The sequence below is a fragment of the Paraburkholderia sp. BL23I1N1 genome (genome assembly GCF_003610295.1).
In the GTDB taxonomy this organism is placed as follows: domain Bacteria; phylum Pseudomonadota; class Gammaproteobacteria; order Burkholderiales; family Burkholderiaceae; genus Paraburkholderia.
Genome location: NZ_RAPV01000003.1, coordinates 245,959 through 260,718, shown reverse-complemented (window position 1 = coordinate 260,718; position 14,760 = coordinate 245,959). Strand labels below are relative to the sequence as shown.

Here is a 14,760-nt window from a genome sequence, read left to right as displayed (position 1 = left end):
TAATAACGGTCGGCGGCGCAGGGGTGCCGAACATTGCGGGGCAAAAAATGGCTGATTCAGATTCTGATTCCGGTTCTGCTCTCGACGAGGCCAAGAAAGCGGTTGGTGCTATAGGGTAATTAATTGAAATTGCCAAGGACGATCCACAGGCAAGGGAGGCTGCCTCTAATCTCGGAAAGGCTGCCGTGACGCTGACACGGGCGGTCAATAACGTGCTGTTGCCAATTGCTGCCGTTAATTTTGGATTCGAAAAGGCGAAGCGCTATTTCGAAAGCCGGTTCGCCAAGGATCTGGAAGAGAAGACTGCTGATATTCCTGCGGAGGAACTTGTCGAGCCGAAGGCGTCGATTGCTGGCCCGGCACTGCAAGGGCTCGCGTTTACTCACGAAGAGCCAGACCTCAAGGCGATGTACCTGAGCTTGCTGTCCACGGCGATGGATAAGCGCAAAAACGGAAATGCGCATCCTGCGTTCGTCGAGCTGATCAAGCAGATTGATCCGAACGAAGTCGGTTGGCTTCGCCCGCTTCTTACCAGTCCGGTTCGGCAATCAATAGTCGAGATCCGCCTGCAAAACAATGACCAATCGGGTTACATGTCGCTGCGTCCGCACTACATGGAATTTCTTGCGGGTGCCGAGGGCAAGGAAGTCGAGGTTCAGAATTTTACTGCTATGTTGGAAAACTGGGTCAGGCTTGGGCTGGTCGACGTGGATTACACGCAATATGTGACCGCTCCGGGAGCGTACGACTGGGTTGAAAAGCGGGAGTATGTCCGGGGTCTAAGGAAATTTCACGATAACGACACCCGCACTATAGTATTCCAGCGCGGCATTGTGGGGCGCACCTCCTTCGGAGCTCAGTTTGCTTCCGCCGTTGGAATGTATGCCGCTTTGCCCACAGCTTCGGTGAATTCGCCCGCGGCTGTGGAGGAATAAGCTTTTGCAAAAACGATTTCGGCGGTGAGTGAGAGTGACTCGCCAATGCCGCCGCAATCTTCAGGCCGCTTTGCGACGCGCCTCCTCTGACATTTTGTCCAGGTACTCCGCGACAGCGTCGTAAGAGGCATAGCGGGCTGCACCTTCCTTGTATGTCGGAATCGGGAAAGTCTCGGCACTGACCTGATTGCGGATCGTGCCCTCCGACATGGCCAGCAGCGCGGCGAGCTGGCCCATCGTCAGCCGAACGCCGTAGCGTTCGAGAATGAATGCGCGGGTAAGAAGTGTCATTTTGCTGTGCCTCCCGGCGGCCACATGGCGCGGTCAAGCATCGTCAGTCCCGTTTCGAGCTGAACACCGGCAGCGTTAGCACAGGTGCGTGCTTCCTGTGCCGCTTTGTGCCGGCTATAGCCGCCTACCTCGTCGCGCATGAGGTCGAGCAGCTCGATGTCGGCTCCAAGAGCGATGATCTCAACCAGCTTGCGGATCTCGATGCGAATGGCGTCAATTCGCGCGAGGTTTGCGAGTCGGGGTACGAAGCAAATCCGGGGTTGGCGGCACGTACGCAGCCGTTTGCCGCAGGCATCATCATCGCGCTGCCCGATCTCAACGTGCAGCGCGATGAACCGGTCCAGCTCTGGACATAGGAGGGACCAATGCAGGCAATTTTCCAGATCGTCGCGAACGGCGAGGACATCACGCGCGTGATCCAGGATCGCGTGCTGCGTATCCGGACGGTGGACAAGCCGGGGCTTGAGTCGGACGAGTGCGAGATCGAGCTCGACGATCGCGACGGCAGGATCCAGTTTCCGCCGAAGGGTGCCATGCTGAAGATCTCGCTTGGCTGGAGCGGCAGGGGACTGTCGTTTCTGGGTGAGTACGCGGTCGACGAGATATCGCTCAAGGGACCGCCCGCATCCGTTGTGATCCGCGGCAGGCCGGCGAACATGCGCGCAACGGCGAAGTCGCACCGGTACGGTAGCTGGGAGAACGTGAAGCTGGCGGACATTGTCGGTGACATTGCGCGGCGCAATAAATGGACGGCTGCATGCAGTGTCGAAGCCCAGGTGCCGCGTGCTGACCAGTTTGGCGAGAGCGATCTTCACTTCATCACGCGTCTTGCACGGCAGCACGGTGCAACGGCGACGGTGAAGGCGGGCAAGCTGATTGTCGCGGGCCGTGGCGCCGGCAGGAGCGTGAGCGGCAAGTCGCTCCCCACCATCACGCTGACGCCTGATTCGTTACTCGATTACGAGATCACGTTTCCCGATCGCGCGAGCTTCGTCGCCGTGCGCACGAAAGTGCATGACACAAAGACCGGAAAGAAGATTGATCTCACGATCCCGAATCCCGATGCGCCGCCCGGTGCATCCGCGGTGCACACCGAGCGGCATGCGTTCGCGAACCCGGAGGTCGCGAAAGCGGCTGCACAGGCGCGTTTGCAGAAGCTCAATCACCACACCGCGAAAAGCACGATGACGATGACGGGGCGGGCGGATTTCGCGGCCGAGAAGACGGTCACGCTGAAGGGCTTCAAGAAGGAGGAAGACGGGGATTTCCTGATCGAGTCTGTGACGAACACCTACGCGGGCCGTAGCTGGGAGGCACAGGTCGAGCTGAACGCCGGTAACAGGGGCAAAGCGAAGGTCGGGCACGAGAAAAAGAAGGGCAGGAAGATCAACCTCGTGGTGCCGGCGCCGCCGCACTGACGCGATCGACAGAAGACAAAAAAGCGTACGACAACAAGCAGCACGACAACGAACCGCCCGCGTCTCACGCGAGGCGGTTTTTTATTGAACGGACGGCCCGATGGGTGAGCAGCACAACAACGATCTGGCGGTGCAGATCGCGCGTTTTGGCGAGCAGCTGCGCAGCGTCGCGGCAAGCCTTGAGGACATCAAGACATCGGTGCAGCCGGTTGCCGCGCTTGACCGTGCGATTGCCGAGATGGCGATTCACAACCAGAACGCGCGCAAGGACATCGAGCTGCTGTGGGCGCGTGTGGCTGAGGGCAAGAAGGAGCGCGACGCTCTGGAGCAGCAGATCGGCGACGTCGACGACAGGGTGGCGGCGATGAAGAACACGGCGAGGGGCGCGATGTGGGTGCTCGGGATTGTGCTCGGCATCGTTCAGACCTTCCTGGTGGGCTCAATCGTGTGGGTGTTCACCCATATCAACGAAGGCGACATCCTCAACCGGTTGCAGCAGCAGCGCCTCGAGGTGCTGGAGCAGACCGTGACCAGGGCAACGAAATAAGGAACGAAGCAATGAAACTTGAGGAAAAAATCGATGCACTGATCGGCCGCGAGGGCGGGTATTCAAACAACGCGCTTGATGCCGGCGGCGAAACGATGTGGGGCATTACCGTCGCGGTCGCACGCGCATTCGGCTATGCCGGCGCGATGCGCGACATGCCATGGTCGACGGCCGCGCAGATCTATCGCAGCCGCTACTGGTTACAACCGAAGTTCGATCTGGTCGATGCGCTCTCACCCGCGCTCGCCGACAGGCTGTTCGACATCGGCGTGAACGCGGGGCAGGCGACGGGCGTGCGGTTCATGCAACGTGCGCTGAACGTGCTGAACCAGAACCAGCGCGCGTTCGCCGATATCGCCGTCGACGGCGGCATTGGCGCCATGACGATCGCGGCACTGAAGGCTTTCCTCGCCGCGCGGGGTGCGGACGGCCACCGCGTGCTGCTTGGCATGGTGACCGCACAGCAGTCTGTCTATTACATCGAGTGTGCCGAAAAGCGCGTGGAGAACGAGACGTTCGAATACGGCTGGCAGCTCAATCGTGCATTCGGGGTGAGCGCATGATGGATTTCCTGAAAACGGTAGCGCCGTGGCTTGTCACGTCTTTGACCGGTGGCGTACCCGGCATCGCCGCGATGGCCGCTTCAGCGATCGCCGGCAAGCTCGGTCTCGCAGATGGTTCAGTCGATGCGGTCAGGTCCGCACTGACCGGCCAGCAGATGACGCCCGAGCAGCTGCTCGCGCTGAAGCAGGCCGATGATGACTTCGCGCTGAAGATGCGGCAGGCGGGTTTCACGCACGCGGAGAACATGGCCGGCGTCCAGGTGCAGGCCGACAGGGTAGCGGCCGATGATCGGGCGAGCGCGCGCAATTTTGCGGCGGTGGAACACGACCATACGGCGCGCAATCTGGCCTACATGTATACGACGGCGCTCTTTGCGGTGATCGGACTGGAGTTCCTGCTCGCGGCGCAACAGATCAGGGTGGACGATAGTGTGATGCGCGCGCTCGACACACTGTTCGGGATTCTGATCGCGATGGTGCTGGGCTCGAAGGAATATTTCTTCGGCTCATCCTCGCGTGCTGACAGACAGGCGGCAGCGATCACGCAGTTTGCGGTGTCGCCGGACACCATCGTCGCGCAGACGACGCCACCAGACCGCGTTTCGATGCCGCGGTCGCCGGCAGAAGGGTAAATCCAGCAAGTTACTTTGACCACACCGCGTCGTTGTAGCGCGGCTGTGGAAAAGACAGGGCGACCGGGAAAATGTTAGCGCATTTCTCCCGGCCGCCTTTCCACTGAAGCAGCCAGTGAATTAGCCAGGGCCCTGACACCTACCGGTAGGCGGGGCGAATTCTAACAAATTCCCAACAAGGCAATCCACATATGGCAACTCCCATCATTCCCTGGATCGGCGGCAAGCGTCGTCTGGCAGATCACATCATCCCGCGCTTTCCCGCGCATGAGTGTTACGTCGAGGTCTTTGCGGGCGGGGCCGCGTTGTATTTCATGCGTCCGCCTGCGAAGGTCGAAGTCATCAACGACATCAACGGCGAGCTGGTGAACCTGTACCGCGTCGTGCAGCATCACCTCGAGGAGTTCGTGCGGCAATTCAAGTGGGCGCTCACCAGTCGGCAGGTATTCAAATGGCTGCAGGACACGCTCCCGGAAACGCTCACCGATATCCAGCGTGCCGCGCGCTTCTACTACCTGCAGCAGAACTGTTTCGGCGGCAAGATCGAAGGGCAGTCATTCGGGACGGCAACCACTGCGCCACCGGGGCTGAACCTGCTGCGACTCGAAGAGACCCTGTCGGCGGCGCACCTACGGTTATCCAACACGTTCGTCGAGCGGCTTGACTGGAAGACCTGTATCGACAAATACGACCGGCCGCACACGCTGTTCTATCTCGATCCGCCGTATTGGGAAACGGAAGGCTACGGCGTGCCGTTTCCGTATTCCGAGTACCTCGAGATGGCGGCTCGCCTGCGATCGCTGAAGGGCAGGGCGATTGTCAGCCTCAACGACCATCCGGATATCCGTCGGGCGTTCGACGGTTTTCACATCGAGACGGCGGACATCAAGTACACCGTGGGTGGAGGTGGGCGGGAAGTCGCGCGTAAGGAAGTGATTATTTTCAGCTGGGACGATGCCGCAACACCGGCCGGCCTGTTCTGATACGCGAAGAGCCCGGTTCGGCGGGCTCTTCGGTCGTTATCGCGGTTTGGCCTTGCCGTTCAACTGCGCGTCTGAACTTCGCGAGCCTTTCGTCGCTTCAGCAAGGTAAATACTAGCGACGCGATGCAGAGCGCGAGGATAAAGCTAATCACGAGCAGTACGCCCGCAATCACGCTTTCATGACCCTCGACGCCCACGGCGCCAAACAGGTGAAAAAGGGGTCCTAGCGTCCGATAACCGCTCTCGCTGTATAACCAGCCCAGAAGCGAATCGATCCGCGTCAGGCCCAAGAATACTGGCACGGTCAACACCACGGCCAACAGCACACGTAGCACTCCGTTCATCGTACGTCCACCGTGCCGTAGTAGGAAATGTTGGTGCCGGGAATGAACTTCGTTTGCTGTGACGTCAGGTAGGCACGCAAACGGTCGAATTGTGCCGGCGACTGGAGGGTAATGCATCCTTCGCTGATTCCGAACCGGCCATTTGGATGAAGCCGGAAATTACCGCGTCGAACGCCGTTCACAAACGTGTAGTCGTCGATGGTGCCGTCGTTCCGATAAAGGGCGAACCACTGGTCGTGCTGAACGTGGGATGCTGTATCTTTTATCCAGTCCCACAGCCAGCCGAGGCGGCCTCCGCTTTGACGGCCGACGATGTAGTAGCGTCCCGTTGGTAACGGGCCGGCGCTTTCCACCGCCGTGTCGGCAGGGTTGTTTACGTAGCTTGGCTTTCCGGAGAAAGCGGCCATCCCTCCGATCCCGGAGCAGACGAGCGCGGACATTTTCTGGTCGTTCAGCGTGAAGTAGCAGGATGCGGGCATTGCCGGTCTCGGTTGCTTTCGACGGCGGTAATGTATGACGAAACTGTAGGGTGGCGCAACATGACTGCCGTGCGGGCCCCTCGCTATGCGTACTGGCTATGAGGATATCAGTGCGCTGCTCATCGGCTGGGTCGACCTACGGTTATCGGCCACAAACTGCCGGTCACATGCGCCGGCGGCAGGCCGCTCAGGCGTCGGCTCTGCTTCGCAACCGGCCATCTGATTGTCGCAAGGCGAGCGCTCATTCAGCGGCCAGAAGGGACATCAATCTGAGCGGCCAACAACGCCCAGCTCTACCAAGCGGAGGCGTCTCCCCTGTTAATCCCTGTCAGCTTGCCGGATTTCGTGCCATGACGACCCACGCCGCGCCGTTGATCAACACCGACCCCTCGCCGGGGAGGCTCGCGAAGGCGGCACGAACTGCGGCGGAGGCACGGGCGCGGATGTCGTCGGGCTGACCAGCGAGCGCACGCGACAGCGGGCCGACCTCAAGCGTCATCCTCACTGCGTCGGCGATCGCGGCGTCCCGCGTTTCGCCCTCGCCGAATGGGACGGCCGCGTCGAAGGGCGAGATAACGATTTCGGTGAAACCGGCCGCCGTCAGGATGCGCGCCACGTGCTCCCGGTCGCCGAACGAAAACGGGCCGGGCGCTTCGGGATCGGGCAGCGCGCTCGGCGGGACGATGTCCTTGAGCGCGACCACTGGCAGTCGCATCCAATCGTTCTCGGCCGCACCGCGCCAGCAGACGAAAGCGACCCGGCCGCCCGGCCGGAGCGCGCGTCGCATATGGGCGAACGCCGCTGTCGGATCGGGGAAAAACATCACGCCGAAACGCGAGAACAGAATGTCGAACGCACCTTCGGGCAGCTCTGCGCTGCTGGCGTCGGCCACCTGAAACCGGGCCGGCGTATCGTGGCGCGCAAGCGCGCGCGCTCGATCGATCGATCGATCGATCAGCGATTCTGATATGTCCACGCCCAGCACTTGGCCCCCCGCGCCGACGCGAGCGGCCAGAGCCAGACTCGACGCACCCGCGCCGCAGCCGATGTCCAGAACGCGCTCACCCGTCGCGGGCGCGGCGGCTTCGATCGCGGCCTGCCCGAACACCGCCACCAGAGCGTCGAGCCGGGCCTGGTTGGCGACCCAGCGCTCCCCGCTTTGACCATTCCAGTCACCCACCTGATCAGCACTTTGCCTTGCCATGTCATCTCCTTGACTCGACGATCCGCCTTTCGCCGCGTCGATCTACGCCAACCTTTTCGAAGGCGACGACGCAACGAGAGCAGGGATCTGTGCTCTCAAACCACCATCGACTGCTGGGCGAAGATACCCGCCATCGCGCCCTGCGATGAAGCCTGGGTGACCGAGGGCAAGAAGGGCGTGGCGAGGTCGCCAGCGGCGTAGACGCCGGGCATGCTGGTTTGGCGGCGCTCGTCGACTTTGAGGACGATGCCGGTGGGCGTATCGACCGTGGCGAGGCCCAGTGATTCATGCAGGCGTGCGGACGGCTTGTTGCGCGGATGGGCGAACAGGACGTCGACCGCGACATTGCGGCCGGTATCGAGATTGACGGTGGCGATATGGCCGTTGTGATGGGCGATCTCGATGATCCGGCCATCGACGACAGGTATGTTGCGGCGCGCCAGATCGACCTGGATATCGGGCGCAATGTCATGACCATCGGCGAAGACAGTCAACTTGTCAGTCCAATCGCGGAACAGCCTGGCAGACTGGTGCAACTGCGGGCTGGACCAGACGAGGCCCCAATGCTGGCCGGCGACTTCAAAGCCGTCGCAATAGGGGCAGGGCACGATGGACGTGCCCCAGCTTTCGGCAAAGCCCGGAACATCAGGCATCTGGTCGGCGACACCATAGCTCAGGATCACGCGGCGCGCCCTCAGGCTTTCGTGATCGTCAGTGACGACGCAGAAATCGTCGATGGCGCCAGACACGCTCTCGGCCCGGGCATTGACGAGGCTGATCGTTGGATAGCGCGCCAGTTGCTGCCGCGCCTCGACCAGGATGTCCAGCGGCGGTTTGTGATCGTGGCCGAGCAGGCCATGCGAGTGGCCGGCAAAGCGGTTACGCGGCCGACCGGTATCGAGAACGGTGACCTTGCGGCGGGCACGGCCGAGCTGCAGCGCGGCGGCGAGGCCGGCAAAGCTGCCGCCGATGATGATGACGTCATTCATGGTGATGGGCTCCGTGTTGTGGATGGAAGGTTGGGCTGGGCGCGGTGTGCAACATCGTCCGGCGATACGCGTTTGAGACGGTCAGCGAGCACGGCTTCGACATTGGCAAGAAAGTTGCCCATGGCTGTATTGACCAGCCCGACAATGCCGCTCGATATCGCCGGGCGGCCCGGGGGAAACCTGCCCTTGGCTTGCACATTGCGATACTGCGTGGTATCGTAATGCACCAATTTGGATACTGTCAAGTACTGGAATTGTCGTGACCGAAAATAGCCAGGGCCGGCGCGGCCGGCCCGCCAACGAGGCGCTTCGCCAAACGATCGTCGACGCCGCCTGCGAACTCTTTGTGGAATTGGGTTTTCAAGCGACGACCATGGACAAGGTCGCGCAGCGGGCGAAGATATCCAAGCTCAGCATCTATCGGCACTTCGAGAACAAGGAGGCGCTGTTCAGCGCGGCCATGGTGGCCCGCTGCGATCAGTTTGCACCGCAGGCCCTTTCTGAAGGCGTCGACGGTTCGGCCGAAGATCAGCTCATGGCGGTGGGATCATCCCTGCTTCGCACGCTGTTGAGCCCGGACGTCCGCAGTGTCGAAGCCATGGTTTTGGCCGACAAGACGAATCAAAAGTCGTTGAGCAAGCTCCATTACGAAGCCGGGCCCGCCCATGTCATCGCCCAGATCGAGGCCGTGTTGCGTCAGTTGCACGCGAAAGCGATTCTGAACGTACCCGATGCTCTCCGATCCGCCCGCTTGTTTGCCGCGCTTTTCAAAGGATCCGATCTCCTGCTTATCGCACGCTTCGATGAGGCGAGAGCAGAGGACGACAACGAAATCGAATCCTATTGCCGGTCGGCCGTCGCCATGTTCATCGCCGCGCACGGTCGCATCTAAAGGTGCACTATCGCGGCTTGATGAAGAACATGCAGAGTTGCACACGCTGTTCGCTCTAAGCAATCTGTGGATGACGCGCGAACGACTGATGCGCGAGGCCGCTGCATGAGCGCAAAAGCCGCCCGCGCGGGCAGCCAAGCAGCCTCACCAACTCACGGGTCTAAGCGTCCGCAGAGGCCGATGACTTGTCCCCCAGGCGACGGCACGGAACGACCGTTCCACTCCGATACCTACCCTTAAAACAGAGACTGCTCGACCGGCTGCAACGGGTCGAGTGCTGACGGACGTGGACTTTTCAGTGGCGGAGTAATCAGATGGTGCGCGTCGGACCGGGATCGGCCATGAGCCGTCATTCGCTCGTGGGCTCGTTTGCTCCTTCAATACCATGGCAAGGCCACTGATCTGCATGTCTCGACGGACGCGCACCCGAGAGCGCGTATGCCATCACCTTCCGCCGAACCGCAATCGATATTAATCGACACGCGACCTGGACATGTCCCGATGCTAGTACAACATCCCGAAAATAGATTGAATAATAAACTGCCCCGGTTATCATGTCCGGATGAGCCGAGGCCGCCGTGCAACGCCAGTGAAGCTGGCGAATAAAGAACGACAGGAACTGCTATCGCTGATTGAGCGGAAGACGGCTATGCAGCGAGATGTGATGCGGGCGCGTATCGCGTTGTGGGCCCACGAGGGTCACTCCAATACGGTGATTGCGCGGGAACTGGGTGTCTCGGTGCAAACGGTCTGCCTGTGGCGCAAGCGCATTGCCCGGCAAGGTGTCCAGGGTATTCGCGAGGGCGAGCGCAGTGGCCGTCCGCCACGCATCACGCACGAAGCGCGACTGCAGTTGATTGCGCTGGCGTGTGAAGCGCAGGAGCCTGAGGAACGGGTCACGCCGACACTCGACGAGATTGCGGCGCGTGCCGTGGAGCGCGGCGTCGTCGGGCAGATCAGCCGCAGTCACGTGCAGCGCATTCTGCAGGCCGGCGACGTACGCCCGCAGCGGGTCCGGCAATGGCTGCACAGTCCAGACCCGGCCTTTCGCGAGAAGGTCAACGTGATTTGCAAGCTGTAGCGCAAGGCGCCGCGAAACGCGGTAGTGCTCAGCATCGACGAGAAGACCGGCATTCAGGCCATTGAGCGCAAGCACCCGGGACGGGCACCCGCGCCAGGACGGCTGCGTCGCCGTGAATTCGAATATATCCGTCACGGCACCCAGGCGTTGATTGCTGCGCTCGATGTGCATACCGGAAAGGTGTTGGCAGAGTGCCGCGAGCGGCGCACCCAGGACGATCTGGTAGCCTTCATGGAACGCGTGGCAGGCGCGTACCCAGATAAACAGGTGCACGTGGTTTGGGACAATCTGAACACGCATCGCGCGCAGGCCGTCTGGCAGGCGTTCAATGCGCGGCATGGCAAGCGGTTTCACTTCCACTTCACGCCGTTGCACGCAAGCTGGGTCAATCAGATCGAACTCTGGTTTGCCCGTTATACGCGCCGGGTGCTGCGCCATGCCAGCCACACCAGCACCGCGCACCTGCGCGAGCGCACCGGGCAGTTCGTCGGCGAGCACAATCAGGCCGCACGCCCCTTCAAATGGAGTTTCCGGGGCTATCCGCTGCAAAGCGGTGCATCGTAATCGAGGAACGCAGATGCCAGCTGTACCCGCCAAACACCACGCTGCTGAACTGCAGCGTCAACTGCGCAGCCTGCTCGGTCATGAGCAGATCGTCACGCAAGCCTACGGGCGCCACTTGCTGATCAAACGTCTGGATAATGACGAGCCAACCGTCGTGGCGCGCCTCACCGAGCTCGGCCGCAATCGATATGGCGCCGCCTTTCGCAGCCATAGTGGGCGTTGGGAACCGCTGCCGGGCACGGGTTCGCTCGACGAAATGGCCGATGTGGTCGTCACGCTCCTGCAGCCTTATTTGCAGCCTGATAATTATTAAACGTATTTACGGGATGTTGTACTAGTCACCGGGCCCTGCCGGCGATAGCGGCGGCGAGGCAGTCTCGCTGCGACTGCAGACGTGACCAGGCGGTCATAAGCGCGTCGAGGGACGCTAGATCCTTGTCACGAGATCCCAAACGCTGAAGCAGCGAAATGTACTCCCTTCGCACTTCAATCACGCCCTCAAGCGCCACCAGGGCTTGCTCAACTTCGCAGAGTTGTCGTCGCAGGTCATCTGTCATTTCAATCCTCCTGACGGACGAACGCATCCTGTTCGTACTGGGTCTGCTCTGGCGACTCCCGTGCGCCTCGGCTCTTGTTGCTGATGCCGAAGGCTGCGGATAATCCGGCGAGTTTCCCCTGATCCAATTAGCACTCTCTTAAGGGCGTAGCGGATTGGCTGTGACTCCCTTGGCGCGGCGTGATTACGGGCGAGGTTTCGCTCGAGGCGTCTTCTCGCGTCCATGGTGGAGCCGCCAAAGTGCTGTGTAAACGTACAGTATCGCAGGTTGCACGTAAAGACCTAGACTTATGATTCCGATACAAACGCAGAGCGCGCCATGGTCACCAAGACCGTCCGCCGGACATTTTCCGGTCTGACTTCGGCGTTTTCGCCAGGTCCGAAGGGCAAGCAAGGGGTCGCATATACCGTGAAATCAGCCCAGCAACGTGCCGACGAAGCCTGGAGACGCGCGACGCACGGAGTCCATAGTTCCCAACTCAGTAAAATTCCGAAAGCCTGATTTTCCGAAATCAGAAGCAAGACCGAGCCTGCCGTACGAATTAGCTGTAATCGAAGCCGGAAACGAACTATGACTGCGCCGCAAAAACTTTACGGTGTGACGCTGAAGCCCCACGTCAAGGCTCCGCGCAAGCTGATCGAAATCCCCGACCCCGAGGCGCGCCTCGACCTTTTGGAAGCGGTTCGCCGAGCCGTGACGGAGAATCGGGAAGTTGGGGAGCGGCAATCCGAGAATAATTCGATCTAGTATGGCGGCAGTGACCCATGCGATTTGAGCTACGAAACATAGTCGCTCACGTTGGAAAATATCGAATCGGGTTGCCGATGTGAACGAACAATAGAGTTCGACACAAGACAATAGACCTTGACGCAAAACAACAGAGTTTGACACAAGACTCAGATCAGTCGACTTCCCGGAGGCCTCCAATGTCATCACTCGCAACCTCGGTCATCACGATCGTGGGAGGCGTGATCGTCTACGTTATCGGACAGCTTGTTTCGAAGATTCTTATCGAGCCGGTACACGAACTGAAGCAGGCTGTCGGTGAGGTCAGGTTCAATTTGGCGTTTCATGCAGCAACGATACTTACGCCGGCAGCAAGAAATGAGGAGCGGTCCCAGAAGGCCTACGAAGCATTGATGCGAAGCTCTTGCGACCTGCTCGCACGTGCCGAGGCGATAAGGTGCTTTCCAGTCGCGTCTATGTTTTTCAGCTTGCCTTCGCAGGAATCTATCAGGATTGCCGCGAAGCAAATCCGCGGCCTTTCCACCTATGTTCATGGCTCTCAATCTACGGAGACCGATTCGAGCGATGCGGTCGGCAAACTCGTGGCGAGCATCGAACGTCATCTCAAGTTGGCGCCGTTGGAGTGACTTGGCTACAGCAGCCATGTGACGGGCGTGAGTGCGGCCTGTCCGGGGGTTCAACGTCCGTATTCGGAACCTGATGTTGAAAAAATTGTGTCGAAAACTATTGTCGTAAGCTCGATGGCGTCTTGTATGACGATGCGAATGTGTCAAACTCTATTTGAGTTTTGCGCCGCGGATGACGGCTCTATGTGCTTGATTAAACAGAGAGCAATGTGTCAAACAGTATTGTCGGTTCACAGCCGACGGATACGGCGTAAGAAATCGCTCCACGCCGAAATGAAGAGGTCGGATGGGAACCAAAGGTAGCGCCGGGCGATATGGCGCCGTCGGGCAAGGACTTCGCGAAATGGCCGTCAGAGGTAGGTTGGTCCGTCTCTCAAACCAATGTCTCTTTCCGAGACTAGGCGCGTCCCTTGACCGCAATCGGTCATCGGCTAAGTTGGGTCGATAGCGGGCGGACAGGAAATTGACGAGCGTAGCCGATCGCGTAGGTCGTCGTTCAAACCTTTAGCTGGCAGACCGCAGGTGCTGCTGCATCACGGGCGAATGGGCAACAGATGATCCGGCGGCTGGCGTGATAGTGGATTCGGGCATGGTCGGATACAAAGTTGCTTTGTTGCACGAGTTTATCAGTGTGTGCTGCTTAATCGGGCTGCCCGATCCACCGTTTCCGGCCAGCAGCGGACATCGCCGCGATGACTCCCGACGCAGTGAAGGTGTCTGTGGTGAAAGGAACGCCAACGCCTTCCTGAGACAGGCGTCCAAATCCTCAACGCGCCAGATAGAAGTCTAAGGGGATAAGCTCCACGGCCCATCCGCCTTCTTCGCCCAGTGTGGCAGCCGGGTGCATGGACGCGATGCGTAACGCCTCGTCAACGCTGTCCGCCTCGATGATGAACAGGCCGCCCACGACTTCCTTCGACTCGGTGTAAGGCCCATCGGCGATGCTCGTCTCTCCAGTGCGCGGGCGAAGCGTTTTCCACTTGTCCAGATCGCCAAGGGAGGCGGAAATCAGAACCTTGCCGGTAGCGCGCATCTTCTCGTCCAATGCCGGACACTGGCTCACCAGTTCCTTGATTTCGTCTGGCGCCATCGCGGCGAATTTTTCGGGGGAGAAGTACGCCAGGCCGAGGTATTTCATGGGGGGATCCTTTGAATGGGGTTCACTAACGACGAATCTGATGATCGGAAATCGACAATGTCCTAGCTTGTTTGTAGCAGGTCTCGCCAGCCTGTCCGCTTTGGGTCCCTCGTGCCCGACATAGGCAGATGGATGGGGAGAGACTTTAAGATTCGAGAGGACCGGGTGCGGCCATGAACGGCCCGACACGATCTGTTCGCGAACGTCAACCCATGAGGGGCGAGCGGCCCTTCGACGCGGCGATGCCTCGACAACGCTCGCCAGTGACGCCGATCATTTGCCGTAGCGGTATTGAGGGCATATTGTCATCCGTGCGGCCCACCAGCCCCGACTTTGAAAGAAAGGTCAATATGGCGGCCCCTGAAAAAATTGCTCAACACTTTCCGCGAACCCTCCGTTACGGAACGGGAGAAGGGACCCACGTCGAAGAATTGATCTCGTAGAGTGCGAGACAGCGGGGTCGCAATTCAAATAGACAGATGAAAAGAATCTATACGTACAGGGGCTTCGAGATCGCGGTGGAGCTTGAACCAGTGTGGGAAGCGTCTGGCAACGTTACATTGCTGCCACCGCGTGGTTTTATCACCGTCGTGCAGATCAAAATGATTGGCGCTACTCGACCGACGGTTGCGCCAATACGCCTGATAGCAGCCAATCATCGGCACTTCGCGACGGAAGCCGAGGCGCTCATGGCAGGGTTCAGCGCCGGACAGCGGGTCGTAGACGACACGCTTGCCCCGTGAAACGTACTTCATCGCGATGATTGAACG

Annotated in this window: 19 protein-coding genes and 2 pseudogenes; 13 read left to right on the top strand and 8 right to left on the bottom strand. The window is 60.0% G+C overall.

All coding sequences use genetic code 11. The features are described from left to right. The first annotated feature begins 185 nt into the window (after positions 1-185). Complete coding sequence (locus tag B0G76_RS40415) at positions 186-935, top strand: DUF4393 domain-containing protein (RefSeq protein WP_183082325.1); 750 nt, start codon at positions 186-188, stop codon at positions 933-935. Between the two features lie 60 nt (positions 936-995). Here the strand turns inward: B0G76_RS40415 and B0G76_RS40410 are convergent, their stop codons facing one another. Next, a complete protein-coding gene (locus B0G76_RS40410) occupies positions 996-1,226 on the bottom strand; it encodes a hypothetical protein (RefSeq protein ID WP_120298299.1) in 231 nt (76 codons plus the stop codon). 107 nt (positions 1,227-1,333) lie between these two features. Here B0G76_RS40410 and B0G76_RS40400 point away from each other — a divergent pair, with 107 nt between their 5' ends. The 6 genes from B0G76_RS40400 to B0G76_RS40375 all read left to right on the top strand — a co-directional run bounded on the left by B0G76_RS40400 (position 1,334) and on the right by B0G76_RS40375 (position 5,369). Further along, positions 1,334-1,582: a tail protein X gene (locus B0G76_RS40400; RefSeq protein WP_259460979.1), complete on the top strand. Its 249-nt coding sequence runs from the start codon at positions 1,334-1,336 to the stop codon at positions 1,580-1,582. 9 nt (positions 1,583-1,591) lie between these two features. Then, positions 1,592-2,644: a phage late control D family protein gene (locus B0G76_RS40395; RefSeq protein ID WP_120298298.1), complete on the top strand. Its 1,053-nt coding sequence runs from the start codon at positions 1,592-1,594 to the stop codon at positions 2,642-2,644. Positions 2,645-2,744: 100 nt separating this feature from the next. Next, positions 2,745-3,191 (top strand): hypothetical protein, encoded by a 447-nt coding sequence (locus B0G76_RS40390; RefSeq protein WP_120298297.1) that lies wholly within the window; start codon positions 2,745-2,747, stop codon positions 3,189-3,191. Positions 3,192-3,202: 11 nt separating this feature from the next. Beyond that, positions 3,203-3,754: a glycoside hydrolase family 108 protein gene (locus tag B0G76_RS40385; RefSeq protein ID WP_120298296.1), complete on the top strand. Its 552-nt coding sequence runs from the start codon at positions 3,203-3,205 to the stop codon at positions 3,752-3,754. After that, on the top strand, positions 3,751-4,386 hold the full coding sequence (locus tag B0G76_RS40380; RefSeq protein ID WP_259460978.1) for a hypothetical protein: 636 nt from the start codon (positions 3,751-3,753) through the stop codon (positions 4,384-4,386). Before B0G76_RS40385 ends, B0G76_RS40380 begins: the two co-directional genes overlap by 4 nt. Before the next feature lie 191 nt (positions 4,387-4,577). Further along, on the top strand, positions 4,578-5,369 hold the full coding sequence (locus B0G76_RS40375; protein WP_120298295.1) for a DNA adenine methylase: 792 nt from the start codon (positions 4,578-4,580) through the stop codon (positions 5,367-5,369). Positions 5,370-5,428: 59 nt separating this feature from the next. Here B0G76_RS40375 and B0G76_RS40370 read toward each other — a convergent pair whose 3' ends face one another. The 4 genes from B0G76_RS40370 to B0G76_RS40355 all read right to left on the bottom strand — a co-directional run bounded on the left by B0G76_RS40370 (position 5,429) and on the right by B0G76_RS40355 (position 8,385). After that, the gene (locus tag B0G76_RS40370; RefSeq protein ID WP_183082324.1) at positions 5,429-5,713 is read right to left on the bottom strand and encodes a hypothetical protein; all 285 of its coding nucleotides are present in this window, start codon (positions 5,711-5,713) and stop codon (positions 5,429-5,431) included. Then, positions 5,710-6,192 (bottom strand): DUF2778 domain-containing protein, encoded by a 483-nt coding sequence (locus B0G76_RS40365; RefSeq protein WP_120298294.1) that lies wholly within the window; start codon positions 6,190-6,192, stop codon positions 5,710-5,712. Before B0G76_RS40365 ends, B0G76_RS40370 begins: the two co-directional genes overlap by 4 nt. Positions 6,193-6,520: 328 nt before the next feature. After that, positions 6,521-7,396 (bottom strand): class I SAM-dependent methyltransferase, encoded by an 876-nt coding sequence (locus B0G76_RS40360; protein WP_120298293.1) that lies wholly within the window; start codon positions 7,394-7,396, stop codon positions 6,521-6,523. Between the two features lie 95 nt (positions 7,397-7,491). Further along, entirely contained in the window at positions 7,492-8,385 is an 894-nt protein-coding gene (locus tag B0G76_RS40355) for an NAD(P)/FAD-dependent oxidoreductase (protein ID WP_120298292.1), read from the bottom strand. A 259-nt stretch (positions 8,386-8,644) separates the two neighbouring features. Between B0G76_RS40355 and B0G76_RS40345 the strand changes: the two genes are divergently transcribed. From B0G76_RS40345 to B0G76_RS40330, 4 genes and pseudogenes are all read left to right on the top strand, one after another. After that, complete coding sequence (locus B0G76_RS40345) at positions 8,645-9,277, top strand: TetR/AcrR family transcriptional regulator (RefSeq protein WP_120298290.1); 633 nt, start codon at positions 8,645-8,647, stop codon at positions 9,275-9,277. Then, positions 9,265-9,386, top strand: a pseudogene (locus B0G76_RS40340) (IS5/IS1182 family transposase); the annotation flags it as partial. The gene B0G76_RS40345 and the pseudogene B0G76_RS40340, both read left to right, overlap by 13 nt. 453 nt (positions 9,387-9,839) lie before the next feature. Beyond that, positions 9,840-10,922: pseudogene (locus B0G76_RS40335) on the top strand (IS630 family transposase). A 13-nt stretch (positions 10,923-10,935) separates the two neighbouring features. Then, complete coding sequence (locus B0G76_RS40330; protein ID WP_120292024.1) at positions 10,936-11,235, top strand: hypothetical protein; 300 nt, start codon at positions 10,936-10,938, stop codon at positions 11,233-11,235. Positions 11,236-11,260: 25 nt separating this feature from the next. Here B0G76_RS40330 and B0G76_RS40325 read toward each other — a convergent pair whose 3' ends face one another. Beyond that, positions 11,261-11,479: a hypothetical protein gene (locus B0G76_RS40325; RefSeq protein ID WP_120298289.1), complete on the bottom strand. Its 219-nt coding sequence runs from the start codon at positions 11,477-11,479 to the stop codon at positions 11,261-11,263. Between the two features lie 570 nt (positions 11,480-12,049). Between B0G76_RS40325 and B0G76_RS43230 the strand changes: the two genes are divergently transcribed. Next, positions 12,050-12,226 carry a hypothetical protein gene (locus tag B0G76_RS43230; RefSeq protein ID WP_183082323.1) on the top strand — a complete coding sequence of 59 codons (177 nt, stop codon included), beginning with the start codon at positions 12,050-12,052 and terminating at the stop codon, positions 12,224-12,226. A gap of 179 nt (positions 12,227-12,405) precedes the next feature. Next, positions 12,406-12,852 (top strand): hypothetical protein, encoded by a 447-nt coding sequence (locus B0G76_RS40320; protein ID WP_120298288.1) that lies wholly within the window; start codon positions 12,406-12,408, stop codon positions 12,850-12,852. A gap of 766 nt (positions 12,853-13,618) precedes the next feature. On the opposite strand, the gene B0G76_RS40315 is transcribed toward B0G76_RS40320, so the two are convergent. Further along, positions 13,619-13,990 (bottom strand): YciI family protein, encoded by a 372-nt coding sequence (locus tag B0G76_RS40315; protein WP_120298287.1) that lies wholly within the window; start codon positions 13,988-13,990, stop codon positions 13,619-13,621. A gap of 467 nt (positions 13,991-14,457) precedes the next feature. Further along, complete coding sequence (locus B0G76_RS43225) at positions 14,458-14,745, bottom strand: hypothetical protein (protein ID WP_183081996.1); 288 nt, start codon at positions 14,743-14,745, stop codon at positions 14,458-14,460. Positions 14,746-14,760: the final 15 nt, after the last annotated feature.